24 protein-coding genes are annotated in these 25,629 nt (G+C 59.8%); 7 read left to right on the forward strand and 17 right to left on the reverse strand.

Features of this window, described 5'->3' with window-relative positions; translation table 11 throughout:
• The first annotated feature begins 141 nt into the window (after positions 1-141).
• Positions 142-861 (forward strand): AzlC family ABC transporter permease, encoded by a 720-nt coding sequence (locus JZX88_RS07995; RefSeq protein WP_110760194.1) that lies wholly within the window; start codon positions 142-144, stop codon positions 859-861.
• Positions 858-1,172 (forward strand): AzlD family protein, encoded by a 315-nt coding sequence (locus tag JZX88_RS08000; protein ID WP_206913214.1) that lies wholly within the window; start codon positions 858-860, stop codon positions 1,170-1,172. The genes JZX88_RS07995 and JZX88_RS08000 overlap by 4 nt, the downstream gene beginning before the upstream one ends.
• Here JZX88_RS08000 and JZX88_RS08005 read toward each other — a convergent pair.
• Entirely contained in the window at positions 1,169-3,010 is a 1,842-nt protein-coding gene (locus JZX88_RS08005) for an aminopeptidase P family protein (protein WP_206913522.1), read from the reverse strand. The two genes, JZX88_RS08000 and JZX88_RS08005, sit on opposite strands and share 4 nt — an antisense overlap.
• Before the next feature lie 293 nt (positions 3,011-3,303).
• Between JZX88_RS08005 and JZX88_RS08010 the strand changes: the two genes are divergently transcribed.
• A complete protein-coding gene (locus tag JZX88_RS08010) occupies positions 3,304-3,477 on the forward strand; it encodes a hypothetical protein (RefSeq protein ID WP_003522343.1) in 174 nt (57 codons plus the stop codon).
• Between the two features lie 147 nt (positions 3,478-3,624).
• On the opposite strand, the gene JZX88_RS08015 is transcribed toward JZX88_RS08010, so the two are convergent.
• From JZX88_RS08015 to JZX88_RS08025, 3 genes are all read right to left on the reverse strand, one after another.
• Positions 3,625-4,503, reverse strand: coding sequence for a 50S ribosomal protein L11 methyltransferase (locus JZX88_RS08015; protein ID WP_065113745.1), 879 nt, complete (start codon positions 4,501-4,503; stop codon positions 3,625-3,627).
• Between the two features lie 93 nt (positions 4,504-4,596).
• Complete coding sequence (gene sco, locus JZX88_RS08020) at positions 4,597-5,196, reverse strand: cytochrome oxidase assembly protein Sco (RefSeq protein WP_065113746.1); 600 nt, start codon at positions 5,194-5,196, stop codon at positions 4,597-4,599.
• Between the two features lie 141 nt (positions 5,197-5,337).
• Complete coding sequence (locus JZX88_RS08025) at positions 5,338-5,496, reverse strand: hypothetical protein (protein ID WP_236771146.1); 159 nt, start codon at positions 5,494-5,496, stop codon at positions 5,338-5,340.
• 224 nt (positions 5,497-5,720) lie between these two features.
• Between JZX88_RS08025 and JZX88_RS08030 the strand changes: the two genes are divergently transcribed.
• Entirely contained in the window at positions 5,721-6,188 is a 468-nt protein-coding gene (locus tag JZX88_RS08030) for a chemotaxis protein CheW (protein WP_004430791.1), read from the forward strand.
• Between the two features lie 218 nt (positions 6,189-6,406).
• Here the strand turns inward: JZX88_RS08030 and JZX88_RS08035 are convergent, their stop codons facing one another.
• The 3 genes from JZX88_RS08035 to gcvA are packed head-to-tail and all read right to left on the reverse strand — an operon-like array spanning position 6,407 to position 8,499.
• Positions 6,407-6,898 carry a CreA family protein gene (locus tag JZX88_RS08035; protein WP_206913217.1) on the reverse strand — a complete coding sequence of 164 codons (492 nt, stop codon included), beginning with the start codon at positions 6,896-6,898 and terminating at the stop codon, positions 6,407-6,409.
• Between the two features lie 46 nt (positions 6,899-6,944).
• Positions 6,945-7,553 carry a 3'-5' exonuclease gene (locus JZX88_RS08040; protein WP_206913218.1) on the reverse strand — a complete coding sequence of 203 codons (609 nt, stop codon included), beginning with the start codon at positions 7,551-7,553 and terminating at the stop codon, positions 6,945-6,947.
• A 43-nt stretch (positions 7,554-7,596) separates the two neighbouring features.
• Positions 7,597-8,499 (reverse strand): transcriptional regulator GcvA, encoded by a 903-nt coding sequence (gcvA, locus tag JZX88_RS08045; RefSeq protein WP_206913219.1) that lies wholly within the window; start codon positions 8,497-8,499, stop codon positions 7,597-7,599.
• A 198-nt stretch (positions 8,500-8,697) separates the two neighbouring features.
• Between gcvA and JZX88_RS08050 the strand changes: the two genes are divergently transcribed.
• A complete protein-coding gene (locus JZX88_RS08050) occupies positions 8,698-9,624 on the forward strand; it encodes a DMT family transporter (protein WP_206913220.1) in 927 nt (308 codons plus the stop codon).
• Positions 9,625-9,920: 296 nt separating this feature from the next.
• Positions 9,921-10,457, forward strand: a complete 537-nt coding sequence (locus JZX88_RS08055) for a GNAT family N-acetyltransferase (protein WP_206913221.1) — start codon at positions 9,921-9,923, stop codon at positions 10,455-10,457.
• A 4-nt stretch (positions 10,458-10,461) separates the two neighbouring features.
• On the opposite strand, the gene JZX88_RS08060 is transcribed toward JZX88_RS08055, so the two are convergent.
• From JZX88_RS08060 to JZX88_RS08100, 9 genes are all read right to left on the reverse strand, one after another.
• Complete coding sequence (locus JZX88_RS08060) at positions 10,462-11,358, reverse strand: aminoglycoside phosphotransferase family protein (RefSeq protein ID WP_206913222.1); 897 nt, start codon at positions 11,356-11,358, stop codon at positions 10,462-10,464.
• A 64-nt stretch (positions 11,359-11,422) separates the two neighbouring features.
• Entirely contained in the window at positions 11,423-13,597 is a 2,175-nt protein-coding gene (ligA, locus tag JZX88_RS08065; protein WP_206913223.1) for an NAD-dependent DNA ligase LigA, read from the reverse strand.
• A 125-nt stretch (positions 13,598-13,722) separates the two neighbouring features.
• Positions 13,723-15,396: a DNA repair protein RecN gene (recN, locus tag JZX88_RS08070; protein ID WP_206913224.1), complete on the reverse strand. Its 1,674-nt coding sequence runs from the start codon at positions 15,394-15,396 to the stop codon at positions 13,723-13,725.
• Between the two features lie 15 nt (positions 15,397-15,411).
• On the reverse strand, positions 15,412-16,278 hold the full coding sequence (locus JZX88_RS08075; protein ID WP_065113755.1) for an outer membrane protein assembly factor BamD: 867 nt from the start codon (positions 16,276-16,278) through the stop codon (positions 15,412-15,414).
• A gap of 234 nt (positions 16,279-16,512) precedes the next feature.
• Positions 16,513-17,472, reverse strand: coding sequence for a UDP-3-O-acyl-N-acetylglucosamine deacetylase (gene lpxC / locus JZX88_RS08080; protein WP_206913225.1), 960 nt, complete (start codon positions 17,470-17,472; stop codon positions 16,513-16,515).
• Positions 17,473-17,738: 266 nt separating this feature from the next.
• Positions 17,739-19,499: a cell division protein FtsZ gene (gene ftsZ / locus JZX88_RS08085; protein ID WP_206913227.1), complete on the reverse strand. Its 1,761-nt coding sequence runs from the start codon at positions 19,497-19,499 to the stop codon at positions 17,739-17,741.
• Positions 19,500-19,591: 92 nt separating this feature from the next.
• A complete protein-coding gene (gene ftsA / locus JZX88_RS08090) occupies positions 19,592-20,923 on the reverse strand; it encodes a cell division protein FtsA (protein WP_003522206.1) in 1,332 nt (443 codons plus the stop codon).
• Entirely contained in the window at positions 20,920-21,852 is a 933-nt protein-coding gene (locus tag JZX88_RS08095) for a cell division protein FtsQ/DivIB (RefSeq protein ID WP_065113758.1), read from the reverse strand. Before JZX88_RS08095 ends, ftsA begins: the two co-directional genes overlap by 4 nt.
• Entirely contained in the window at positions 21,840-22,766 is a 927-nt protein-coding gene (locus tag JZX88_RS08100; RefSeq protein ID WP_142857530.1) for a D-alanine--D-alanine ligase, read from the reverse strand. The genes JZX88_RS08095 and JZX88_RS08100 overlap by 13 nt, the downstream gene beginning before the upstream one ends.
• 543 nt (positions 22,767-23,309) lie before the next feature.
• On the opposite strand from JZX88_RS08100, the gene JZX88_RS08105 reads away from it, so the two are divergent.
• Entirely contained in the window at positions 23,310-24,614 is a 1,305-nt protein-coding gene (locus JZX88_RS08105; RefSeq protein ID WP_065113760.1) for an MFS transporter, read from the forward strand.
• Between the two features lie 75 nt (positions 24,615-24,689).
• Here the strand turns inward: JZX88_RS08105 and JZX88_RS08110 are convergent, their stop codons facing one another.
• Positions 24,690-25,499, reverse strand: a complete 810-nt coding sequence (locus tag JZX88_RS08110; RefSeq protein WP_206913228.1) for a GGDEF domain-containing protein — start codon at positions 25,497-25,499, stop codon at positions 24,690-24,692.
• Positions 25,500-25,629 lie beyond the last annotated feature (130 nt).

Raw genomic sequence — 25,629 nt, forward strand, 5'->3', positions numbered from 1 at the left:
CCATGATCCGATTTCAGGCACGAAATATCGCGCGGGCGTTACCGTAACGGAAGCTTCAAGGGAATCAATCGATCCATTCATGCAATTCGTTTGCCAGCCGGCCGGGACGGCGATAGAGCGGCGGCAAGGAGTTTCCAGAGAATGTTCAATAAAGATTTTCGCGAGGGGCTGCGGACCGGTTTCCCGATCGCCCTTTCCGCCGCCCCCTTTGGTGCGCTGTTCGGCGCGGTTGCAGTCGATAACGGCCTGAGCGTCACCGAAGCCACGATCATGAGCGGCACCGTCTATGCCGGCGCGAGCCAGCTTGTCGGCATCGAACTGTTTGGCCAGAAGGTCGCCCCATGGCTGATCGTTCTTTCCGTCTTCGCCGTCAATTTCCGCCATATCCTTTATTCGGCAGCCATTGCCCGAATGATCTCCGGCTGGTCGCTGATGCAGAAAGCTGCCGGCTTCTTTGTGCTAGTGGATCCGCAATTCGCCGAATCGGTCCGCAAATATGAGAACACCGGCACGGTCGGTTTTTCCTGGTATATGGGCTTTGCGGCACCGGTCTATGTGCTGTGGCTGGCCATGACCATTCTCGGCGCCTCGCTCGGCAATCTCGTCGGCGATCCGAAGGCCATCGGCCTCGATGTGCTTTTGCCGATCTATTTCATGGGCATGGTCCTGAGCTTCCGCCAGCGGGAGAATTTCTACCCCGTGATGCTGGCAAGCGCAGCCGGCGCGACGGTCGCCTATCATTTCGTCGGCTCGCCCTGGCATGTCAGCCTCGGCGCGATTGCCGGCATTCTCGTTGCCGTCCTTTATCCGCCGAAACCAGCCGGCGGGGCGAACGCCGAAAACCGGGTGGAAACACCATGAGCGACATGCTCCATACCGACACGATGATCCTGATCGCGCTCGCCGCCATCGCCACCTATCTCACCCGCATCGGTGGTTATGTGCTGATGACGCGGATGAAATCCATCCCGCCGCGCATGGAAGCCGGACTTAACGCCGTACCGGTTGCGGTTCTGACCACGCTCGTCGCACCCGCCTTTTTCGAAGGCGGATACGAGGTGAAGATCGGCATGGTGGCAGCCCTTCTGGTCTGCCTGCGGTTTCCCGGCCTGACGATGCTGGCAATCGGCTGGGCCGTCGTCATCGCCATCAGGCATTTCGGGCAGCTTTAAGCGATCCTCTCCAGTGGCCTGGTCGCGGCAACAAGCCATGCTTTCACCTCTTCATCGGTGATCAGCGGAGAGAGCTTTTCCAGAACGTCGGCATGGTAGGCGTTCAGCCAGTCGAGTTCCTCGTCGGTCAGGAGCGACACGACCACAAGCCTGTTGTCGATGGGGCACCAGGTCAGCGTCTCGAAGGAGAACATTGGCTGGTCGCCGCCGGCCACCTCCTGCGCATCACGCACATAGATCAGGTTCTCGATGCGGATGCCGAAAGCGCCGGGGCGGTAATAACCCGGCTCGTTCGACAGGATCATGCCCGGCAGCAACTCCTGCGTCGAAAGCCTTGCAATACGCTGCGGTCCCTCGTGCACAGAAAGGTAGGAACCGACACCGTGGCCGGTGCCATGGGCATAATCCGCCCCGGCCTTCCACAGCGCGATGCGCGCCAGGGGATCGAGGTCGCAACCGCGCGTTCCCTTCGGAAACCGTGCGGTGCTGATGCCGATCACCCCCTTCAGTACCAGCGTGAAGAAACGCTTCTGCTCTTCCGGCACCGTGCCGATTGCGACGGTACGGGTGATATCAGTAGTGCCGTTGACATATTGCGCGCCGGAATCGACGAGGAACATCTCGCCATCGGCAAGTGTGCGATCCGTGTCGGTGGTGACACGGTAATGGATGATGGCGGCATGTTCGCCAGCGCCGGAAATCGTGTCGAAAGACACATCCTTCAGCGGGTTCTGCATCGCCTGCCCCACTTTGCCCCGCGCTGCCTCCAGCGCCTTGACCGCAGCGATTTCGGTGACGCTGCCCGGCTGCTGGCGATCCAGCCAGCTCAGATATTCGACCATGGCCGCGCCATCCTGCACGTGCGCTGCGGCAGAACCGGCAAGCTCCGCCCTGTTCTTGCAGGCGCGCGGCAGGCGGACCGGATCGGCCGCCTCGACCAATGTACCGCCCGCCGCCGCGATTGCGCCCGTCAACGCCACCGGCGTCAGATCGGCATCGACCATGACCCGGCCCTTGGCGCTGGCAATCGCATGCAGGCGGTCCGCAATCTTCGATGGCGGCAACTGCGTCGCCAGTTGCGCCAGATAGGCCTCGGCCTCGATGCCGGTCTTGCGTTTGTCGAGAAAAATATCCGCCCTGCCGTCGGCATAGATGATGGCGCGGGCAAGCGGGTGCGGCGTATGCGGCACGTCATTGCCACGAATATTGAAAATCCAGGCGATGGAGGACGGATCGGTAACCAGCAGGGCATCCGCGCCCTTTGCCGAAACCGTCTCCGCCAGCAGCGTGATCTTTTCCTTCGCGAGTACCCCGGTAAAGGCTTCCGGCTGGATGACGACAGGTTCCAGCGGCTCGGACGGACGATCCTGCCACAGGGCGTCGAGCGGATTGCGTTCCAGCAGGACAACGGAGCCACCCTTGCCTGCCAGTGCCTTTTCCAGACGCTTCAGTTCCGCGCCGGTATGCAGCCACGGATCGACACCGAGCCGGAAGCCCTGCGTGGCATGTTCGGACAGCCAGACAGGCGGCGGCGCGCCCACGAGATCGCCGCCGGTAAACACGGACTGATCGACCTGGGATTTGAGCTGCGTCGTATATCGGCCGTCGACAAACACCACCGCTTGCGCGCGTGTCACCAGCGCAACACCGGCCGAACCGGTGAACCCCGTCAGCCACGACAGGCGTTCGGCGCATTCCGGCACATATTCTCCCTGATATTCATCGGCCCGCGGCACCAGAAAACCGTCAATGCCGAGGGCGTCGAAACCGGCGCGCAGCGCCTCGACACGGGCCTTGCCAAATTGCGGCGCGGATTTGTTTTCGAAGGTCTGGAACATGGGCGTCTTTCGGGAACTGTCATGAGAAAAGCGGTTCTGTCGCGCCGTCAAATCATTGGCGCGCATCGACAATGCCATGCGGGCAAACCCCGTTTCAAGCCATATATGACAGCCCCGGTTTCGACGATAAATTGTGCATAATTCGCAAAATAAGTAATACTGAATGCGATATGATATGCGAAAAACGCATATCTACCGTGAGATATCCTCTCTAACCAAACAAAAACACATCGCTTATATCTGGATCAACACAGCGAGAGAGACGCTCTCCTGGCAAAAAGGGATTTGAAGCAATGGCAAAATCTTTCCTCCGCACCGCCTTCGATCGTGTTGTTGAAGCACGCGAGCGTCAGGTCAGCCGCCACGTCAACGCAGCGCTTTTGAACCTTGACGACAAGTCGCTCGAAGCGCTGGGCATGAACCGCGCCGATCTGCGTCGCAAGGCAAAGTCCAGCTACGTATTCTGATCACGTCAGGCGCGGCGATCCTCCCTCCACCGCGTCTGAACAGGAATACGTCGACCCGCTTGAGCAAGATCCTCCCATATGCTCGCGGGTTCCAGGCGGCGCGAAAGCGCCGCCTTTTCTTTTGCCCAAAGCAAGGTCGAAAGAGCGTCAGTCTTTGCGCAGATGCAGCGTCACCCAACCGTTGCGCCAGATGGTGCGGATATGGGAAAGCCGAGCGCCATTATAAGCGGCGAGAACCTTCCAGCGCTGTGACGCAAGAATACCCGACAGGATGACAGTGCCGCCGGGCGCCAGATGCGTGACAAGCTGCGGCGCCATCTTGATCAGCGGCCGCGCCAGAATATTGGCGATGATGAGATCGAATGGACCATGCTTGCGGAAAGCATCGGAGTGAAAACCGGGGGCGGTTTCCAGCGCCATTCCTGACACGATGCCGTTCAGCCGTACATTTTCCTTGGCCACCTTGACGGCAATGGGGTCGATATCCGTCGCCAGCACCGGAATGGGGCGCATCTTGCGCACGGCAATCGCCAGCACGCCGCTGCCGGTGCCGAGATCGAGCGCGTTGCGCACCGTCCGTGCCCGCAGAACATCCTCGATCATCTCAAGGCAACCCGCCGTCGTGCCGTGATGGCCGGTGCCGAAAGCCTGCCCCGCTTCGATCTCGATAGCCAGATCGTGCGGCTGCACCTTGTCGCGATCATGCGCGCCATGCACGATGAACCGCCCTGCCCTGACCGGCTTCAGCCCCTCGAGCGACTTGGCGATCCAGTCGACATCGGGAACGATCTCTTTTTCGATGACAAGACCGGGAAATGCAGGTGCAAGCAAAGCGCCGACACGCTCGCGGAACTCATCCTCCTGCTCGGCCATCAGATAGACGGAGGCTTCCCAGATGTCGCGCTTCTCATCCACCTCGGTCGTGGCGATCGCAACATCCTCCTCGCCGAAATAATCCGACATGAGATCGAGGATTTCGCCGGCCTTGATTTCGGTCGTGGTGACGTAAAGTCGGATTTCGCTCACGGCGGGCTGCTTTCTCTGGCTGAGGTTGTTGTCTTGCCTTTGCCACAAAAGCTGCGCCAGTCCAATAAGCCTGGCGCAATTATGCCGGCTCTATCAGCCCTTCAGAAGATTCTGGAGCTTCTGCTCGGCAACTTCAGGATTTTCGCCATAAGCGATGGTGCCTGAAAAACGGCCCTTGGCATCAAGCAGGATGACGGAGGCGGTATGATCCATGGTGTAATCGCCATTCGGATCCTTCTCATCCACCGGCACCTTCTTGGCGTAGATGCGATAGCCTTTCAGCGTCTCGGCAATCTTGTCGGCCGGACCGGTAATGCCGGTAATCCGCTTTGAAACGTTGGAAACATATTGCTGCATGATCTCGGGCGTATCACGCTCTGGATCGACCGAAACGAAATAGGCCTGCATCTTGTCGCCGGCCGGGTCCACCTTTTCCATCCAGCCGTTCAGCTCGAACAATGTCGTCGGGCAGACTTCCGGGCAATGGGTGAAACCGAAGAACAAGGCCGTAGGCTTGCCCTGAAACGCCTTTTCGGTGATCGGCTGGCCGTTTTGCGCCGTCAGTTCGAACGGCACGCCATAGGCCGTTTCCACCATCTGCTCACGGGTTTTCGTCATCTCGATCGTCAGCCAGCTGACGACACCGGCGAGAACGACCACCACGGCCCACAATACGATGCGAATATTTCTCATTGTCCAATCCTACCCCGAAAGCCGGCGGCATGTCGCCAGCCCTGGCAGACTGATAACGAACGGCGACGGCGACGGCAAATCAACTGGACGTATTTGCGGGAACCGCGCTGATTTGTCACAAAGCGCGGACGGCCCAAACGATCACAGACACCAGGCGATACCGCTCTGCACGGTGGAAAGGAAAATATCCGTGCTGTGCCGCACCCAGCCGTCAAAGGCAAGAAGCACAACGGCAAGCGAAGCCGCAGCGGCAAGACTTGCCAGAATAAACTTCAGCGGATGGGACGTGAGTGCCTTCATGCTTCTATTATAACCTGTTTGCGCAAGCGCGAAAACCGCCAAAATACTGGGCTTCGACGATCCGGCAGCGGCAATTGTTAGGGAAAGTTTAAAATCTTGCTGCGCATTATGATCGCAGCGGTTTTTGAAGCCTCGACATGATGTCTCCCGGTCCATGCCGGCCACCGCATAAAGCTCAATCCTGCGCGGGCCTGTTAGAGAGCCATCAGAGGAAACCTGCCGTCATGTCCAACGCCATCAAGCAATCCGGCGCATATCTCGAAATCGTTTCCTTCCATCTGAGCGATCAGGAATTCTGCATCGACATCATGGCGATCCGCGAAATTCGCGGCTGGGCGCCGGTGACCCCGATGCCGCACACGCCGCCTTATGTTCTCGGCCTCATCAACCTGCGCGGCGCCGTCATTCCCGTCATCGACATGGCCGGCCGCCTCGGCATGAAGATGACCGAGCCGTCCGAGCGCTCCGCCATCATCGTCACCGATATCGGCGGCAAGCTGGTCGGCCTGCTGGTGGAACAGGTCTCCGACATGATGACCATCCGCTCCGAAGACCTGCAGCCCGCGCCGGATATCATTCCGGAAGAACAGCGCAGCTTCTGCCGCGGCATCGTGGCGCTGGAAAAGAGCATGGTCTGCTTCCTCAACCTCGACACCGTCATTGCGGACGAGCTGGCGCGCGAAGCGGCCTGATCAGCTGAAGCCATGCGGGCTGCATGCAGAACCTTAGGGTTTGGCACCACCTGAGCCCCCCACCCCATCACCCCGGACTTGATCCGGGGTCCAGCGCGATCAAGTCTTTGATCGCGAAAGAGCCCCTTCACGACGCGGACGCGTCGTGGCTGAATGCCGGACCAAGTCCGGCACAACGGCTAATGCATTGTAATTTCTTACCAAAATACCGGAAGAGCTCACGGCTTGCCCTTCTGCCACGTCACCTGCTGATTATAGAGCGGCACCGTGGAAATCGCCATCTTGGCCGAACCGTCCGTCAGTTCCCGCGCATGCACCAGATAGATCAGCGTGCCATTGGCCTTGTCATAGACGCGGCTGACGACGAGCTTCTTCCAGACCAGCGACATGCCCTGCCGGAATACCTCTTCCCCACCCTTCGACAGATCGATGTCGCCGATCTCCACCGGCCCCGTCTGGCTGCAGGAAATGGCGTTGTTGGATGGGTCTTCGAACCAGTTGCCGTTCTTCAGCCGGTCGATGACGCCACGCTCGAAATAGGTAACGTGGCAGGTGACACCCTTGATCTTGGGATCGGCGATCGCCTCGATGACGATATCATTGCCGATCCAGTCGACCCCGACTTCACCCACGACCTGCGAATGCGCCGCTGTCACCGGAAGCAATGCCAGAAAGCCCGCAAACAAACCCGACAGAGTTTTCATCGTCATCGCATCTTCTCCGTTACGCTGCTTCAAACATAGGTGGGCGACACCATTAAGCAACCCGGGCGACGGCGCGTTTTTTCATGCTGCAGGGCTGGTAGCCGGTGGAGGTGAGACGGCCGGCGACCATGCCGATCTTTTCCGGCAGATCGCGGATATGGGCGACACGCAAGGCCTTCGCCGCCGCAATCGATGCGGCAGCGCAGACAACCGCGTCTTCGGCGGCATTGTGGTGCACGAAGCGCAGCTGGAGATGATGGGCAATCACATTCAGCTTGTGCGATTCCAGATGTGGCCAGACATGCCGGGCAATCTTGACGCTGCACAGATAGGAAAGATCAGGATAGGGCTGCCGATATTTGTCGAAGGACGCCCGCATGACGCTGAAATCAAAGGCGGCATTATGGGCGATCATGGTAGCGCCATGGAAGTCATCAATGAACTCTTCCATCACCTCAGGAAATTCCGGCGCATCCTCGACATCAGCAGGCCGAATTCCGTGCACGGCAATGTTGAAGGATGAAAACCGCATGTCCTTCGGGCGGATAAGACGTTCCTCGACACGAACGATATTACCGTCTTCTATCCACGCAAGCCCGATGGAGCAGGCGCTGCCCCGTTCCTCATTGGCGGTCTCGAAATCGATGGCGATGGTTTTCAAGAGTGATTCCCGTTGTTTCATTCCGGCATAGACCGGATTGGCATCAAAGAGAACCGGCCTCGGCTGAACGCGCTTGCGAAAGCATCCATTCGATGAGCGTCACCAGATCGGGATTATCAAGCATGCGTCGCGGATAAACCAGAAAATAGGCAAGCGTGCTGGCCATGTCTTTCCCGAAGGGCGCGATCAATGCACCTTCCGCAAGTTCGCGGGAAACGAACGAACGGCGGGTCAGCGCAATGCCATGCCCGGCTTTCGCCGCATCCAGCGCGCCATTGCTGTCGATGAAGACCGTGCCGCCGGAGGCGTCGACATCGGATGCTCCGGCCGCCTCCAGCCAGCGCCGCCACTCATTGCGGTTTTCATCATGCAGAAGCGGCACGGCTTTCAGGTCTCCCGCCTCCTGAAGCGGTCCGTATTTCTCAAGAAGCTGCGGCGAACAGACCGGCAAAGTGCTGTCATCGATGAAACGGATGCTCTCCAGCCCTTCATAACGGCCAAAACCGTGCCGCACCGCCAGATCGACATCGTCCCGCGAAAAATCCACCAGCCGGTTGGTCACGCTGATGCGGACGTCCACATAGGGATGTTGCTGCTGAAAGGCCGGCAATCTCGGCATCAGCCATTGTATGGCGAAAGTCGGCGTGCAGCTGAGGGTCAGAACCGTGATTTCGGAGCGTGCCGTCAGTTCCGCCGTCGCCTCGCGCATCATCCGGAAGGCGGTGCGAAGCGCGCCGTAGTAACGTTCCCCCTCCCGCGTCAGCTGAATGCTGCGCGGCTTGCGGAAAAACAGCTGCACGCCAAGCCGCGTCTCCAGCTCCCGGATTTGCAGGCTGACCGCACCGGGGGTGACGTTCAGCTCGTTGGAAGCAAGCGTGACGCTGCGATACCGCGCCGCGGCTTCAAAGGCCTGCAACCCTTTAAGCGATGGAAGTTCCGTTGCCATGATTTAGCTGGGCTCAATTATCGCGAGAGAAACTATCGTTTGAAAACACAATAAAACAGGGAGTAAATAGACGCAACAGGATATGGGGGCGGAGAAAAGGCCGCAATATCGGCTTGAGGTAAACTCAACCGATATCGGGTGGATGACAGCGTGCCTCCCTGCAATCATGTCGATATTCATATAGCGTGGGAGACGATGATGGCGATACAGAAACAGATGGATGCCCGAGAGTGGGTAATGCTCATAGCGCTCTCGCTGCTCTGGGGCGGATCGTTCTTTTTCGTTGGCGTCGCGGTCAAGGAACTGCCGCCCGTCACCATCGTCACGTTGCGGGTCACGCTTGCCGCTGCGGCGCTTCTCATCGTCTGCCGTATCATGGGCCTTCAACTGCCGCGCCAATGGGCGGTGTGGCGCGCCTTTTTCGGCATGGGGCTGCTTAACAACATCATTCCCTTCTGCCTGATCGTCTGGGGCCAGACCCATATTGCCAGCGGGCTTGCCTCGATCCTCAACGCCACGACGCCCCTTTTCACCGTCATCGTCGCGCATTTTCTGACCGCTGACGAAAAGATGACGGGCAATAAGCTCGTGGGCGTGCTGATCGGTTTTGCCGGCGTGGCGACAATGATCGGTCCGGCAGCCTTTGGCGGATCATCCGGCCTCTGGGGCCAGATCGCCATTCTTGGCGCAGCCATCTCCTATTCCTTCGCGGGCATATTCGGCCGCCGCTTCAAGGCCATGGGCGTGCCGCCGCTGATGACCGCTACCGGCCAGATATCCTCTTCGACGCTGATGCTGATCCCGGTCGCCCTTCTCGTCGACAGGCCATGGACACTCGCCATGCCAAGCCTCGGCACCTGGGGCGCGCTGATCGGCATCGCCTTGTTGTCAACAGCCCTCGCCTACCTCATCTTCTTCCGCATTCTTGCCAGCGCCGGCGCCACCAATCTCGCCCTCGTCACCTTCCTCATTCCCGTCAGCGCCATCCTGCTCGGTTCGCTGCTTCTCGGCGAGCAACTGGAAATGAAACATTTCGCCGGCATGGCGATGATCGCTGCCGGTCTTGCCGCAATCGATGGCAGATTGCTTTCCAGATTGCGCCAGCCGCGCCAACGGCTGCAATGAGGCCGGACGATCGAGGCCGACTTGCGAGAGAACGGCCTCGTTCTTTTCCTCTCACCCCGATGTTTTCCGGCAATGAACGCTTCCGTGCCGTCTTGACGCCCGGCGGCTCCTCTGGCCTTATGCCGCCATGACCAGTTTTGCCACCCACATGCATCTCGCCGTGACCATTCGCCCCGCAGGGCGCGTGGCGGTGTCAGTGCGTTAGTCAACTGGTCATCCGTCCACCACCCTGCCGCATATTGGCAGGGTCTGGTGTTCCCGCTCTGCCTCGGCTGAAAAACCCAAGGAGAGCAGACATGCCGGAATGCGATATACCCTCACCCCTGGACCCCGATGCGCGCTGGCCCGAAGGCCTGTGCATCCGCGCCCGCACCCCGGCAGATGCGCCGGGGATAACGGCACTGCACAACATGGCCGGATTTCGCAACGGGACGCTGCGCTGGCCACATCAGAATCCGGAAGATATTCGCAAGGGGATCGAAACCCAGTCGGCCAACAGCTTTGCGCTGGTCGCCATCCTCGACGGCAAGATCGTCGGCGATATCGGCTTGACGCGCCACACCAACCGCCGGGCCCATGCGGGCAGCATCGGCATGGGTGTTCATGATGCCTATACGGGACGGGGAATCGGCAGCGCCATGATCGGCGAAATCCTCGCCATTGCGGATCGCTGGCTGGACCTGAAGAGGATCGAACTGACCGTTTTCACCGACAATGAGCCGGCGCTGGCGCTTTATCGCAAATTCGGCTTCGAGGTCGAGGGCCATCTGAAATCCTTCGCCTTCCGCGATGGCGAATATATCGATGCCTATTGCATGGCGCGTCTGCGGTAATGGTTTAGACGGCCAAGCAATGATCCTCAAACACGCGCCGAATGGTTCGCCGCGACCATTCGGCCATTTCTTCGTTCCGCCCGCGCTCGGCATCCAGTACGATCAACGCCTTCCACAGTGCCCAGCCGCGCCCGCGCTGCCATGTGGCCTCATCCAGATCCAGCGCCCGGCGAAAAACAGCCCGGCTTTCCGCATCAAGCACATTCCACGCGAGAATGAGATCGGACGACGGATCGCCGACGCCGGAACTGCCGAAATCGATGACGGCCGACAGGCGCCCGTCCTGCACCAACAGATTGCCCTCGGCGATATCGCCATGCACCCACACGCCCTGCCCCTGCCAACGGCTCGAAAGCGCAAGCTGCCATATCTCCATGGCCAGCCCCTGATCCACCTCATCGGAAAGGCGCGCCGCCGAGGCTCTCGCCTCGCCATCATAGACCGCCAGCGATCCGCCGCGATGGAAATTATGTGCGCCCGCAAGGGGGCTATCCGAAGCATCGATGTCATGCAGGGCGTTCAAAAACCCCGCAACATCGCTGGCGATGGCCGAAAGATCGATACTGTCCAGTTGCCGGGCGAGAGGTTCACCCTTCAGCCAGCGATAGACGGACCAACAGAACGGATAATCCTCACCCGGCTGTCCAAGCGCCAAGGGTGCGGGAATCGGAACCGGCAGGAACGGCGCAAGGGCCGGCAGCCACCGATGTTCCTTTTCCACCTGCGCCACATAACGCTCAGCACTTGGCATGCGGATCAGCATGTCGTCGCCAAGGCGGAAGCTGCGATTGTCCCAGCCGCTCAATTCCACCGGCCGAACATCGAGCGCCGCCCATTGCGGAAACTGGCTGGCAATCAGCGCCCGGACCTGCTGAACGGTGACGACAATGCGGTCATCCATGATGCGTTCCCCGTTTCAGGCGCAAACCTCTGGCGGTGCAGGACAACAGGGTGATGACGGCAGATCAGCCGCCGATCAGCGCCAGCCACTCATCCTCGTCCATGGTCTGCACGCCCAGTTCCATCGCCTTGGCAAGCTTGGAGCCCGCCCCCGGCCCGGCCACCAGAATATCCGTCTTTTTCGAAACGGAACCAGCCACTTTCGCGCCGAGGCTTTCAGCCCGGGCTTTTGCCTCATCCCGCGTGAATTTTTCCAGCGAACCGGTGAAGACCACCGTCTTGCCTGCCACAGGACTGCCCTCAGTCGAAGGTTTCTCGGCCTCCTTCGGCTGCAACTCCCGTATCAGCCGGTCGATGACGTCGAGATTGCGCGGTTCCTTGTAGAACTCGATGATGGCACGGGCCACCACCTCGCCGATACCGTCGATGCTGTTGAGCTCCGCCCAGGCGTCACTTGCCGGATCCGCCGCCGCCTTCATCGCCTCTTCGAAATGTTCATAGGTGCCATAGGAGCGCGCCAGAAGCTTCGCCGTGGTCTCGCCGACATGACGGATGCCGAGCGCAAAGATCAGCCGATGCAGATCGATCTCGCGGCGGGCATCGATGGCATCGAACAGCTTCCTGACGCTGACCCTGCCGAAACCGTCAATATTCTCGAGCTTGGTCAGGTGGGATGCTTCCTGCCGCGCCTTCAGCGTAAAGATATCGGGCGCAGTCTTGATCGAGAGCGCCGGATCATCGCTTTCGAAGAAGAAATCGATCTGCTTGGTGCCCAGCCCTTCAATATCGAAGGCATTGCGCGAGACGAAATGTTTTAAGTGCTCCACCGCCTGCGCCCGGCAGACGAAACCGCCAGTGCAGCGCGTGACCGAATCGAGCTTGCCGGTCTTTTCATTACGTTCGCGTACCGCATGGCTGCCGCAGACCGGACATTTCTCCGGAAACGCATATTTCACCGCTTCAGCAGGGCGCTTTTCCAGCAGCACATCCAGCACCTGCGGAATGACATCGCCGGCGCGCTGCACGATGACCGTATCGCCGATGCGAATGTCATGATCCTCTGGGCGAATGCGCTCGCCACTGTTACCGATGCCTTCGATATAATCGGCATTGTGCAGCGTCGCATTGGTGACGACGACGCCGCCGACGGTGATCGGGGTCAGGCGCGCCACCGGCGTCAGCGCCCCGGTGCGCCCTACCTGGATTTCGATATTCTCGACCGTGGTGAAAGCCTGTTCGGCTGGAAACTTGTGCGCCGTAGCCCAACGCGGGCTGCGCGAACGAAAGCCCAGCCGCTCCTGCAGATCAAGCCGGTCGACCTTGTAGACAACGCCATCGATGTCATAATCGAGATCAGGCCGTGCGACGCCGATTTCATTATAATGCTCAAGCAATTGCTGGGCGGAGGTGAATCGCTTCATCAGCGGATTGACCGGAAAACCCCACTCCCGGAATTTCTCGACGATGCCATATTGCGTATCGGCGATCCGCGCCGGCTGGCCGCCATTTGAAACTTCACCCAAGGCATAGGCGAAGAACCGCAGCTTGCGTTTCGCCGTCACATTGGCGTCAAGCTGGCGCAGCGAACCGGATGCCGTGTTGCGCGGGTTCACATAGGTCTGCTTGCCCTCGGCCTCCATCTGGGCGTTGAGCGCCATGAAGTCGCTCTTGGCCATATAGACCTCACCACGCACCTCCACCACATCGGGCGCGTCCGAAGGCAATTCGTTCGGGATTTCCTTGATGGTCCTGATATTGGCGGTGACGTTCTCGCCGGTCGTGCCATCGCCGCGCGTCGCCGCCGTCTTCAGCTTGCCCTTCTCATAGCGGATCGACATGGAAAGGCCGTCGATCTTCGGCTCAGCGGTGAAGGCGATGGAATCGTCAGGCAGGTGCCCGAGGAAACGATAGACGGAACTGACGAAATCGCGCAGGTCCTCTTCCGAAAATGTATTGTCGAGCGACAGCATCGGGCGGGCATGCACGATGGGTGCAAAGGTCGGCAGCGGTGTAAAGCCGACTTTTTTCGACGGGCTGTCAGCCCGCACCAATGCCGGGAAAGCCGCCTCGATGGCATCATTGCGCCGCTTCAGCGCATCATAGTCAGCATCGGAAATCTCCGGCGCGTCCTTGCCGTGGTAAAGCGCGTCATGACGGGCGAGCTCGGCTGCCAGAAATGCCAGCTCGGAAGAGGCTTCAAGCTCAGTCAGGTTTTCGACGGGAATCTGGTCTTTCGACATGTCGGCCTCTTTTCGGAATTACCGAACGCTTTTAGCCGAAATAAAGCAGCAATAAAATCAGTTTTGCCGCCAGACTCACAAGACCCACAATGCCGAAGGTGCTCTCGCAACGCTTTGGCGAACGATCAGTCCTTGGCGGCCAGTAGACGGGCCGCCGCAGCCCTCGCCTCGTCGGTTACCGATGCGCCGGCAAGCATGCGGGCGATCTCTTCGGTGCGGTGTTTCGGCTCCATCGTCGCCACGCGGGTGGCAATGCGCTCGCTGCCATCGCCGGATGGGCCTTTGGAAATCAAGAGATGGGTCGCCGCCCGCGCCGCCACCTGCGGTGCATGGGTGACGGAGAGAACCTGCACCGTCTTCGACAGGCGACGCAGCCGCTGGCCGATAGCATCCGCCACGGCACCACCGACGCCCGTATCGATTTCATCGAACACCAGGGTCGGCGCCGAACCGCGATCCGCCAGCGCAACCTTTAAAGCCAGCAGGAAACGGGACAATTCACCACCCGAGGCGACTTTCATGATCGGTCCCGGCCGTGTGCCCGGATTGGTCTGGACGTGGAATTCCACGGTATCGATGCCGTCGGCCGTCGCCTGATCGGTATCGGAGGTGACCTCGACGGTAAACCGTGCCCGCTCCAGCTTCAGCGCCGGCAGCTCGGCCATCACAGCACCGGAAAGTGCATCCGCCGCATGGCGGCGTTTGTCGGACAGCGACTGGGCGGCACGGTCGAAATCAGCTTTGACGACGCCGAGATTGGCCTCCAGCTTACCGAGCTTTTCCTCACCGGCATCGAGATCGGCGAGATCAGCCACCATTTTTTCGGCTAGAGCCGGCAGGTCAGGCACCGCGACATTATATTTGCGGCCGGCGGCGCGCAGCGCGAACAGTCGCTCCTCCACCCGCTCCAGCTCACGCGGATCGAATTCGGTGCGGCGCAACGCCGCCTCCACTTCCATCTGCGCATTGGAAAGGCTGTCCAGCGCGGCATCCAGCAATTGCACGGTGTCTTCCAGCAGGCCGGGTGCTTCGTGGCTCTTGCGCTCAAGCCGGCGCATCATGGATGCGATGACAGGCACGGGCGAAGCATTGCCATTCAGAAACTCGCTCGCTTCAGCGATATCGCCGGCGATGCGTTCAGATTTCTGCATCACCGCCCGGCGCTCGGCCAGCTCGTCCTCTTCACCATCACGCGGCGAGAGTGTCTCCAGCTCTTCGACGGAAGAACGCAGGTAATCCGCCTCGCGGGCGGCGGCCTCCACCTTGGCGCGGTGGGTCTTAAGCGCGCGCTCGGCGTCTTTCCAGGTGCGGTAGAAACCCTGAACAGCGCGGGCTTCATCGCTCAGCCCGGCAAAGGCATCCAGCAGCGTGCGGTGGGCATCGGTATCGACAAGCGCGCGATCATCGTGCTGGCCATGGATTTCGACCAGCAATTGCCCGAGCTGGCGCATCATCTGCACGCTGATGGCCTGATCGTTGATATAGGCTTTGGTACGTCCGTCGGAGGATTGCACGCGGCGAAAAATCAGGTCACCGTCGTCATCGAGACCGTTTTCCCGCAGAAGAAGCCGTGTCGGATGATTATTGGGGACTTCGAACGTGGCAGTCACCTGCCCCTTGTCCTCGCCGTGCCGTACAAGGCCGCCATCGCCGCGGCCACCGAGCGCCAATGAAAGACTGTCGAGCAGGATCGATTTGCCCGCGCCCGTTTCCCCCGTCAACACGGAAAGGCCCGCCTCGAAACCGAGGTCGAGCCTTTCAATCAGGACGATATCGCGAATCGAGAGCTGGACCAGCATGGCCTATGCCCCGTCTCAGGCGCCGATAAGCTTCTTGCCGGCGCGCGAAATCCAGGACCCCTTGTTTTCCCGCGGCTCCAGCCCGCTGCCCTTCAGCAGCTTGTAGGAATCCGCATACCATTGGCTGTCGGGATAGTTGTTACCAAGAACGGCGGCCGCGGTCTGCGCCTCGTCCGTCAGGCCCATCGCGTAATAGGCCTCCGTCAGACGCGCCAGCGCTTCCTCGATCTGGTTGGTGTTCTGGTATTGCTCGACGACGATACGGAAACGCGAAACGGCGGCGAGATATTCCTTGCGCTCAAGATAATAGCGGCCAACCTGCATTTCGCGGCCGGCGAGCTGGTCGCGGGCGAAACGGATTTTTGCCTGCGCGTCGGCGACATATTCCGAATCGGGATAGTCGTTGACGACCTTGTTCATCGCCTCGACGGTACGCTGCGCGGCGCGCTGATCCTGCGTCACGTCGGAAATCTGCTTCGAATAGGCAAGGCCGATCATGTATTGAACATAAGCGGCATCCTTGGAGCGCGGATATTGCCGCAGGAACCGGCTGCCGGTTGTGATCGCCACATCGTTCTTGTTGGTACGCGTGGCAATGAAGGTCTGCATGACAAGCGCCTTCTGGCCCCATTCGGTAAAGGGATATTGCTTGTCGATCGCCTCGAACTTGCGTGAGGCTTCCGTCATGTTGCCGGCGTTCATGTTGGCAAGCCCCTGCTTGTACAGAACGTCAGGCGGATCGGTCTCGACGCCGAGCTTGGTAATGTCGATATCCGGATCGGACTGGCAGGCCGTGACGGCGACACTTGCACCGACCAACAACAACGAAACGGCGATCCCCCGCATCGTACCCTTCATCGCACCAGACCCTACATGCTTCATTCGACAGTTCCCACTTCCCGCGCAAATACATAAGCATCGGCTTTGCACTGGCGTTTCTAGCCATAAAAGCATCCGCAGGGCAACGCAATGATGACGCATTAACGCATTTTTATGGCATCCGCGCGCGCAATCGCATGAATATCAGGCGATATGACGAAACATCTTGTCCTGCATCACGAAAAAGCCGCCCCGAAGGAGCGGCTTTTCCTGTCAATTGATAGCCTGCAAACAAACTCAGGCAGACCAGGGTGCGAATTCCGGCATGTTGACCGCGACGAACTCACGGGCACGCACCATCTGGTTGCGGGCGGCCGGCGCCTCGACGATCTCATAGGCCGTACGATCGCTCAAAAGAGCCTTCAGCGCGTTCGCATTGACCTTGTGGCCGCCGCGATAGGAGCGGTAGCAGCCGATGAACTGCGCGCCGGCAAGCGCCAGATCGCCCACGGCGTCCAGCGTCTTGTGGCGGACGAATTCGTCCTTGGCGTAACGCAGGCCTTCCATGTTGATGACGCTGTTATCGTCGGAAATGACGACGGAATTCTCGAGCGAAGAGCCGAGCGCATAACCGGCAGCCCACAGGCGCTCAACGTCACGCATGAAACCGAAGGTGCGGGCACGAGACAGTTCGCTCTTGAAGCTCTCCGCCGTCAGGTCACCCTTCCAGGACTGCTTGCCGATCAGCGGCGTGTCGAAATCGATGTCAACCTCAAAGCGCGTGCCGTCATAGGGACGGAACTCCGCCCAGGACGCACCCGAATCGATACGCACCGGCTTGGTGACGCGAATATAGCGGCGCTTCACGCCGAGGCTCTTGATGCCGACCGATTCGATCGCCTCGATGAAGGGAGCGGAGCTGCCGTCCATGATCGGCGCTTCAGGACCGTCAACCTCGACGATGAGGTTGTCGAGGCCCATGGCATAGATGGCAGCCATGACGTGCTCGATCGTCGCCACCGACTGGGAGAGCGAACGGCCGAGCACGGTGCACAGATCGGTATTGCCGACATTGGCCGAAACGGCCTTCAACTCGGTAACGCTGCCATTGTCATGAAGGCGATGAAACACGATGCCCGTTCCGGCTTCTGCGGGCTGGAACGTCATCGAAACCGGATTGCCGGAATGCACGCCAATGCCTTTGAGCTGAACAGCATGTGCGATAGTTGTCTGAAATCCGAGCAGTCCGATAGTCATGCGTATATGCCTTGTTTTGCAAACCGCGCCGCCTGGGCGCCGTTCAAGTTTTCAAGCCGGTTTTGGCAACCGGCCAAGTCCGTATTTTCCTTTACCCAGGCTCATACATACGCACATGTAGGTGCCACGACAAATCACTGTTCGTTTCGGATTGTTACACACATAAGCCTTTGAAAAAACGAATTAATTTAGCGTTAATAACGTAAAATAAACAAAACGCCCGGATCGTGAAACCCGGGCGTTCGAAGAGGCAGATGGAATCGCCTTTAGTTGGACTGGCGGCGCAGGAAGGCCGGAATTTCCAGCTGGTCGTCGTCGTGGTGGCTGGACGAGGCAGGCGTTGCACGGCCGTGGTCGTCAAGCTGGCCACGACGCGGTGCGTAGAGGCTGGCTTCCGGCGAAAGCGGTGCGCGGCGCTGCTGCGGAGCCATGCTCGGTGCATCCATCATGTCGGACGGAACTTCTTCTTCTTCGCGGCGGCCAAGCGAGTTGGTGATGCGCTTCAGAAGACCCATCGGGCCACGCTCTTCCTGGGCGGCAGGAGCGGCATGGGTGCGATGTTCCATCTCGGCCTTGACGACCGGCGGGAAGTCCTCGACCTTCGGCATGCGTACCGGCTCTGGCTGGCGGGCAACCGGAGCAGGCTCCTGGTAGACCGGTGCCTGCGGCTGCTGCATGCGCGGAGCCGGAGCGGCAACCTGTTCCGGTGCATGGTAGACGGGTGCCGGAGCAACCGGTGCCGGAGCGACCTGCTGAACCGGCTGGGCCGGACGGAGAGCCGCCGGCGCTTCAGCCGGAGAAGATGCGAACAGCTTGCTCTGCGGACGGAAATCCTGAGCCGGCTGCTGGTGTGCGGCGAAACCGAGTTCGCGTTCCATTTCGGCTTCCGCCGAACGGATGGTCTGGGCGATCGGGTCTACGGCCTTCTGTGCCTGCGATACTGCTGGAGCAGGCTGAACTGCGGCCGGAGCGGAAGCAACGGCCGCGGAAGGACGGATAAGCGGCTTGGCAACGGCTGCTGCGGCACGCATATCGGCAACGTTCTGTTCGCCGACGCCGGCAACACGGTCGATGCCGGTTGCGACGACGGAGACGCGGATGAGACCTTCAAGCGCTTCGTCGAAGGTCGCACCGAGGATGATGTTGGCATCCGGATCGACTTCTTCGCGAATGCGGGTTGCAGCCTCGTCGACTTCGAACAGGGTAAGGTCGCGACCGCCGGTGATGGAGATCAGCAGGCCCTGTGCGCCCTTCATCGAGGTTTCGTCGAGCAGCGGGTTGGCGATAGCCGCTTCCGCAGCCTGCATTGCGCGGCCCGGACCGGAAGCCTCGCCGGTACCCATCATCGCGCGGCCCATTTCGCGCATGACCGAGCGAACATCGGCGAAGTCGAGGTTGATGAGACCTTCCTTCACCATCAGATCGGTGATGCAGGCAACGCCGGAATAGAGAACCTGGTCGGCCATGGCGAAGGCGTCGGCGAAGGTCGTCTTGTCGTTGGCAATGCGGAAAAGGTTCTGGTTCGGAATGACGATCAGCGTATCGACGGACTTCTGGAGTTCCTCGATGCCCTGTTCGGCAAGACGCATGCGGCGGCCGCCTTCGAAGTGGAAAGGCTTGGTGACGACGCCGACCGTCAGGATACCCTTGTTGCGGGCAGCCTGAGCGACGACCGGAGCAGCACCCGTGCCGGTGCCGCCGCCCATGCCGGCGGTGACGAAGCACATGTGGGTGCCGTTCAGGTGATCGATGATCTCATCGATGCATTCTTCAGCGGCGGCGCGGCCGACTTCCGGCTGGGAACCGGCGCCGAGGCCTTCGGTGACGTTGACGCCGAGCTGGATGACCCGATCCGCCTTCGTCATGGTCAGCGCCTGGGCATCCGTGTTGGCGACGACGAAATCGACGCCCTGGAGGCCGGCCGTGATCATGTTGTTGACAGCGTTACCACCACCACCGCCGACACCGAAAACGGTGATGCGTGGCTTCAGCTCGGTGATATCAGGCTTTTGCAGCTGTATCGTCATTTTAGCATTCCTTCTTTCTCTGGCCGCATCGCCCCGCTGGCCGATTCTTGAAAACTCAACTCTGAAACCTCCGGCTTACGCCACGAGGCCACTCAAAAACTCTCTTTCAGCCATTGCCCCACCCGGGCTATCCGGCCGCTACCCGTACCAAACGGCGAGAACATTCCGCCTTGCGCCGCATGAATTTCGATGTCCGCCACCTGCGGATAGATCATCAGTCCGCAGGCGGTTGAAAATGCCGGTCCCTTTGCCGCGACCGGAAGACCAGCCACACCCATGGGGCGGCCGATACGAACGTTGCGGGCGAGAATGCGCCGTGCCGTTTCCGGCAGCCCCGTCAGCTGGCTTGCGCCGCCGGTCAGGACCACGCGCTTACCGACAATGGGGCTGAAGCCGGACTTCTGGATACGATCACGGATCAATTCCAGCGTCTCTTCGATACGCGCCCGCACGATGCGGGTTACAAGGGCTCTTGAAACTTGCGATGGTTGATCGCGATCATCTTCGCCAATCGGCGGGATCGAAATCATGTCGCGCTCATCCGCGCCATTCAGCAAAGCCGAACCATGCACCACCTTCAGTCTCTCCGCATCTTCGATTCGTGTCGAGAGGCCACGTGCAAGATCTGTCGTGACGTGATGGCCGCCAAGGCCGATCGCGTCGGTGTGAATGAGCCGGCCTTCGGCGAAAACCGAAATCGTCGTGGTGCCGCCGCCCATATCGATGGCGGCGCAGCCGAGTTCGACTTCATCGTCCACCAGCGCCGCAAGACCGCTGGCATAGGGCGTCGCCACCATGCCTTCGACGGAAAGATGCGCGCGGTTGACGCAAAGCTCGAGGTTCTTCAGCGCCGTGCGCTCCACGGTCACCACATGCATGTCGACGCCGAGAAGATCGCCATACATGGAGAGCGGATCACGAATGCCGCGCTCGCCATCCAGCGAATAACCCGTCGGCAGCGAATGCAGGATCGCCCGGTCCTGACGCATGGACTGCTGGCTTGCCGCCACCAGAACCTTGCGCAGATCGCTTGCTTCCACTTCCTGGCCGCCGAGATCGATGCTCGCGGTATAGATATCGCTTGCCAGGCGTCCGGCGGAAACATTGACGATCAGGCTGTCGACGGTAAGGCCCGCCATGCGCTCGGCCGCATCGACAGACAGACGGATGACGCCTTCCAGCGCGTCAAGATCGGCGATAACGCCGGATTTCACACCGCGCGAACGCTGGTGGCCGATGCCGATGATTTCGACCTTGTGGGTGCGGCCGGGCAGGATTTCGCTTTCCTGACGCGGCGTCAGCCGGCCGATCATGCATACGACCTTGGTCGAGCCGATATCCAGCACCGAAACGATGTGGCTGCGCTTGGAGGACAGCGGCTTCAGCCGAGGCAGACCGAAATGGGAAGAACCGAATAAGCTCATGTGTTCTTCTCCGCCTTCTTGAGAGCCTTGGTGCGCGCATCGACGGCGGCCTGGCGGCGTTCCGTGGCACCCTCGGTCAGCTGGATCGTGGTGCGGTCCGCGAGCCGGAGATCAACCGCGGCGACATCGCGCGACAGCACCTTTTCCTCGAGATCGAGCCGCGCCAGCAATTGCAGCGCCTGCGGCAGGTTTTCTTCCGGCAGCTTGACGACGATGCCGTTGTCGAGATGCAGATCCCAGCGGCGGCCGGCAATGCGGACATAGGCGCGGACACGGTTGCGGATTTCCGGCCAGTCGGCCAGCTGCTCGACGAAACCGGCGGCACCCGTTTCCGCGTCGCGTCCGACGAAGAGCGGCAGGGAGGCGAATTTATTGTCCCGCAGCGGCGCAATCACGCTGCCGCTTTTTTCGATCAGCGACAGTTCCGTTCCGTGCTGCCAGATGCCGAAGGCCTCACGTTCCTTCAGGCGAACTTCAACCGTCTTCGGATAGACCTTGCGAATATCGACATCTTCCACCCAGGGAAGCTGCACCAGCTTGCGGCGCGCCGCATCGATATCGAGCGCGATCAGCGAGGTGCTGCCATCAAGGCCGAGAAGCTGGAACACTTCGATCTCGGAGGTCTGCAAATTGCCTGAGACCTTCACGTCCTCGACCGCGAAGCCCGCGGCCGATGTCGTGGTCTGGGTAACGATATTGGTGTGCCCGCCGAGCGACATGCCGTACAGCCCGGTCACCGCGTAAAAGGCGACAGCCGAAATCGTGCCAGTATGGGCGGGAATGTGAATGCGTCCGGTCGCAAGGCTGACACCGAAACGCACGAAGCGACGCAGAGGACGCGGCAACACCATGCGGTCGTCGGCACTGGCCGCCGCCGCGAATTGTTCGCGCTTTTTTGCCGTCGACTTTTTGCCGGTCACCGCAAACACGAAGCGTCCTCCACCATCCAGCTGACAAGGTTACCAAAGGAACGGCCAGCATGGGCCGCCATTTCCGGCACCAGGGAGGTCGGCGTCATGCCCGGCTGCGTATTCACTTCAAGCCAGATAACTTCGCCATCTTCTGAGAAACGGTCGTCGTAACGAAAGTCTGAACGGCTTACGCCACGGCATCCGATCGCCCGATGCGCCATAACCGCCAGTGTTTGAATTTTTTGGTAAATTTTCGGTGAAATTTCTGCGGGAATGACATGTTTCGAGCCACCAGCCGCATATTTCGCATCATAATCATAGAAATTGTGACCGAGCGGCACCACTTCGGTGACGCCCAGCGCCTCGCCGTCGAGCACACCGCAGGTCAGCTCGCGCCCATGAATATAACGCTCGACCATCACCTGATCGCCGTAACGCCATTCCGAAGAGGTGAGGATCTGCGGCGGATGCGACTGGTCTTCCTTGACGATCACAACACCGAAGCTCGAACCTTCGCGCACCGGCTTGACCACATAGGGCGGCGCAAGCGGATGTTCGCTGGTGAAATCGAAACGGTTCATGACGCGCTCGGCAGCCACCGGGATGCCAGCAGCGGCAGCAACTTTCTTGGCCTGCGCCTTGTCCATGGCAAGGGCGGAGGCGAGCACGCCGGAATGTGTATAGGGAATGGCGAGATATTCGAGGATGCCCTGAATGGTGCCGTCTTCGCCAAAGGGACCGTGCAGCGCATTGAAGGCCACATCCGGGCGCAGCTCACCGAGCACGGCGGCGATATCGCGCCCCACATCGACCCGGGTGACCTTGTAGCCCTCGCCTTCGAGCGCAAGCGCACAAGCGTTGCCCGACGAGAGGCTGACCGGCCGCTCCGACGAAAATCCACCCAAAAGAACAGCTACGTGCTTGCCGCCCATCGATACCTCTGACACCAACTCTCCGTTACGAACCACCCCCGAACCGACCGAATTTGACGAACGGTGATTCTGGCACATGATCCTTGTGATCAGTTAAACGCCATTAAGGTTAATGAATCGTTTACTTTCGTTAACCGCCGCGCCCAACATGCCGAGTTCCATTAAAGAATCAGCATCGATCCGGATTCCCTCCTTGGAATCAGAGAGTTGCACCGATTGCAACATGCAGGTTTTCAATGATCGGAAATAAAATCACGCCGGCAGGGCTGCGGCTCCCCGACGAAGGCAAGGTCAAAACGTTAACAGACGGGATTATTCCCCAGGGAAAATAATCTGGCGTTTCAGCGTTTTAAATCCACGGCCTGAATCAGTCTCTCAATCGCCGGACCGCAGCGCGGCCACCACGGCCAAGCCTGTCGCATTCATCAATCACATTATTTGCATTATTTCTTTTTCAGCATTCCATAGGAACAAAAATTGCGTTAACGCAGACATCGCCTCCCAAGGCATGACATTGCAATCCTCCAAAATGGAACCCAAACCATGACTGACGCGATATCTCCGGTATCGCCGACAGCTGGCAATTCGAACGTTGTAAAGACAAATTCGCCTGCACGAGTTCTCACTGCCAGCCTGGTCGGCACGACCATCGAGTTTTTCGATTTTTACGTTTACGCCACGGCCGCAGTGCTCGTGTTCCCCACTTTGTTCTTCCCGAACAATGACCCGATGACGGCGCTTCTGGCGTCCTTCGCCACCTTCTCCATCGCCTTTTTCGCCCGCCCGCTCGGCGCCGTGGTCTTCGGTCACTATGGCGACCGCGTCGGCCGCAAGACCACCCTTGTCGCCGCCCTGCTCACGATGGGCGTCTCGACGGTCGTGATCGGCCTCCTGCCCTCCTATGAGACCGCCGGCGTTCTGGCCCCGCTGCTGCTCGCGCTTTGCCGTTTCGGTCAGGGCTTCGGCCTTGGTGGGGAATGGGGCGGCGCCGTCCTGCTCGCCACGGAAAACGCCCCTCCCGGCAAGCGCAGCTGGTACGGCATGTTCCCGCAGCTCGGCGCACCTGTCGGCCTGTTCCTTTCGTCCGGCGTGTTCTGGATCCTGCTGCACTTCATGTCGCAGGAAGCCCTGCTCAGCTGGGGCTGGCGCATTCCCTTCGTCGCCTCGATCATCCTGATCGCGGTCGGCATGTGGGTTCGCCTGTCGATCACCGAAACGCCCGACTTCCAGAAGGCAATCGAAAAGGAAGAGCGTGTGGCCGTGCCGGTCGCGGAACTGTTCCGCAACCACAAGCGCAGCCTCGTGCTCGGCACCTTCGTGGCGCTGGCCACTTTCGTGCTGTTCTACATCGGCACCGCCTATCTTCTGTCCTACAACGTCAAGGTCCTGAAAATCCCGTTCCTCGACGCGCTGGAAGTGCAGATCCTCGGCTCAATCGTCTTCGGCATCTTCATTCCGATCGCCGGCAAGCTCGCCGAGAAATTCGGCCGTCGTGAAATCCTGATCCTGACGACAGTGCTGATCGGCCTGTTCTCCTTCCTGCTGCCTACCCTGATGACCGGCAGCGAAGGTTCGATCTTCGTCTTCGCGGCTCTTGCCATGATGCTGATGGGCATGACCTACGGCCTGATCGGCACGGCACTCGCCGCGCCTTTCCCGACCCGCGTGCGCTACACCGGCTCGTCCATCACCTTCAACATGGCCGGCATCTTCGGCGCATCGCTGGCGCCTTACATCGCCACATGGCTGCAGGTGAATTACGGCATGGGATATGTCGGTTATTACCTCTGCGTATCCGCCCTCATCACGCTCGCCTGCATTCTTCTTTCCCGCAAGGACGAAGTCTGATCCGAACGGACTGCCAGACATTGAAAAGCCCGCGAAACCTTCGTTTCGCGGGCTTTTGTTTGCCTGCTTCGACGCTTACGCCACGGCCTGGCGCCGCTCCACATGACCGGTCACGCACACGCGATTGCGCCCTCCCCCTTTCGCCCGATAGAGCGCCAGATCGGCATTGTGCATGACCTTGTCGAAAATGTCGGCGTCGCCGCGAAAGGCCACGCCAATCGAAATCGTCACCGTGATCCGCTGATCCTGATGCTCCACCGGCGTGGTCTCGATGACCGCGCGAACCCTTTCGCACATCTGCAAAAAGGCAAGCGGGCTGGTTTCCTGCACGACGACAAATTCCTCACCCCCCAGACGGGCGACATGCGCAGAAGGATCAAAATGCTCCCTTATCCTGCGGGCAACGCTTGAGATGACGAGATCACCGACAAGATGGCTGTATCTGTCATTCACCAGCTTGAAATGATCGATATCGAGAAAGGCGACACAATAATCGCTGCCGAGTTTGGCGCATGCCGCATAAAGGCCGAGCCGGTTGCTCAGGCCGGTCAGGGCATCCGTATGGCTCAGATGCAGGAAGCGCTCATGGGATTGCACGAGAATTTGCACCTCCCTGGCATTCAGCCAGCAGACCAGCAACGTCACCGTAAACGCAACGGCCCCGCCGAGCGTCACGCTCAGCATGATCCCGTTGAAGAGATCGGTTACCAGCCCGAACTGCGCCAGAAACACCAGACCACCCGTGCACATCAGGATAACGATGAGCGTCACGAGGCACGCAATACGAATGGAGAATTCCAGCGGCTCAAGCCGGCGGCGGCCCTCCGGCGTGGCGACCGAAAAACTTATCATTTCGATCGTTTTTTTCCAAAGACCCAACATCATGTTCAAAAGTGCCCAGTCGCGTAATGTCGTTGGTATTTCGAAATAAAAAAGCATTTAATTATTGGAGGGGCGAGACTTTATCTCATCCGCTCACGTATTTCCTGAAAACAATATGGCAAAAACCGTTGAT

Source organism: Agrobacterium sp. OT33 (genome assembly GCF_017313365.1).
Lineage (GTDB): Bacteria > Pseudomonadota > Alphaproteobacteria > Rhizobiales > Rhizobiaceae > Agrobacterium > Agrobacterium rhizogenes_A.

What these genes read in the sequence shown, in the direction of transcription:
- JZX88_RS07995 (WP_110760194.1), top strand. Translation starts at nt 142, where the DNA reads ATGTTCAATAAAGATTTTCGCGAGGGGCTGCGGACCGGTTTCCCGATC.
- JZX88_RS08000 (WP_206913214.1), top strand. Translation starts at nt 858, where the DNA reads ATGAGCGACATGCTCCATACCGACACGATGATCCTGATCGCGCTCGCC.
- JZX88_RS08005 (WP_206913522.1), bottom strand. Translation starts at nt 3,010, where the DNA reads ATGTTCCAGACCTTCGAAAACAAATCCGCGCCGCAATTTGGCAAGGCC.
- JZX88_RS08010 (WP_003522343.1), top strand. Translation starts at nt 3,304, where the DNA reads ATGGCAAAATCTTTCCTCCGCACCGCCTTCGATCGTGTTGTTGAAGCA.
- sco (WP_065113746.1), bottom strand. Translation starts at nt 5,196, where the DNA reads ATGAGAAATATTCGCATCGTATTGTGGGCCGTGGTGGTCGTTCTCGCC.
- JZX88_RS08025 (WP_236771146.1), bottom strand. Translation starts at nt 5,496, where the DNA reads ATGAAGGCACTCACGTCCCATCCGCTGAAGTTTATTCTGGCAAGTCTT.
- JZX88_RS08030 (WP_004430791.1), top strand. Translation starts at nt 5,721, where the DNA reads ATGTCCAACGCCATCAAGCAATCCGGCGCATATCTCGAAATCGTTTCC.
- JZX88_RS08035 (WP_206913217.1), bottom strand. Translation starts at nt 6,898, where the DNA reads ATGACGATGAAAACTCTGTCGGGTTTGTTTGCGGGCTTTCTGGCATTG.
- gcvA (WP_206913219.1), bottom strand. Translation starts at nt 8,499, where the DNA reads ATGGCAACGGAACTTCCATCGCTTAAAGGGTTGCAGGCCTTTGAAGCC.
- JZX88_RS08050 (WP_206913220.1), top strand. Translation starts at nt 8,698, where the DNA reads ATGGCGATACAGAAACAGATGGATGCCCGAGAGTGGGTAATGCTCATA.
- JZX88_RS08055 (WP_206913221.1), top strand. Translation starts at nt 9,921, where the DNA reads ATGCCGGAATGCGATATACCCTCACCCCTGGACCCCGATGCGCGCTGG.
- JZX88_RS08060 (WP_206913222.1), bottom strand. Translation starts at nt 11,358, where the DNA reads ATGGATGACCGCATTGTCGTCACCGTTCAGCAGGTCCGGGCGCTGATT.
- ligA (WP_206913223.1), bottom strand. Translation starts at nt 13,597, where the DNA reads ATGTCGAAAGACCAGATTCCCGTCGAAAACCTGACTGAGCTTGAAGCC.
- recN (WP_206913224.1), bottom strand. Translation starts at nt 15,396, where the DNA reads ATGCTGGTCCAGCTCTCGATTCGCGATATCGTCCTGATTGAAAGGCTC.
- JZX88_RS08075 (WP_065113755.1), bottom strand. Translation starts at nt 16,278, where the DNA reads ATGAAGCATGTAGGGTCTGGTGCGATGAAGGGTACGATGCGGGGGATC.
- lpxC (WP_206913225.1), bottom strand. Translation starts at nt 17,472, where the DNA reads ATGACTATCGGACTGCTCGGATTTCAGACAACTATCGCACATGCTGTT.
- ftsZ (WP_206913227.1), bottom strand. Translation starts at nt 19,499, where the DNA reads ATGACGATACAGCTGCAAAAGCCTGATATCACCGAGCTGAAGCCACGC.
- ftsA (WP_003522206.1), bottom strand. Translation starts at nt 20,923, where the DNA reads ATGAGCTTATTCGGTTCTTCCCATTTCGGTCTGCCTCGGCTGAAGCCG.
- JZX88_RS08100 (WP_142857530.1), bottom strand. Translation starts at nt 22,766, where the DNA reads ATGGGCGGCAAGCACGTAGCTGTTCTTTTGGGTGGATTTTCGTCGGAG.
- JZX88_RS08105 (WP_065113760.1), top strand. Translation starts at nt 23,310, where the DNA reads ATGACTGACGCGATATCTCCGGTATCGCCGACAGCTGGCAATTCGAAC.
- JZX88_RS08110 (WP_206913228.1), bottom strand. Translation starts at nt 25,499, where the DNA reads ATGATGTTGGGTCTTTGGAAAAAAACGATCGAAATGATAAGTTTTTCG.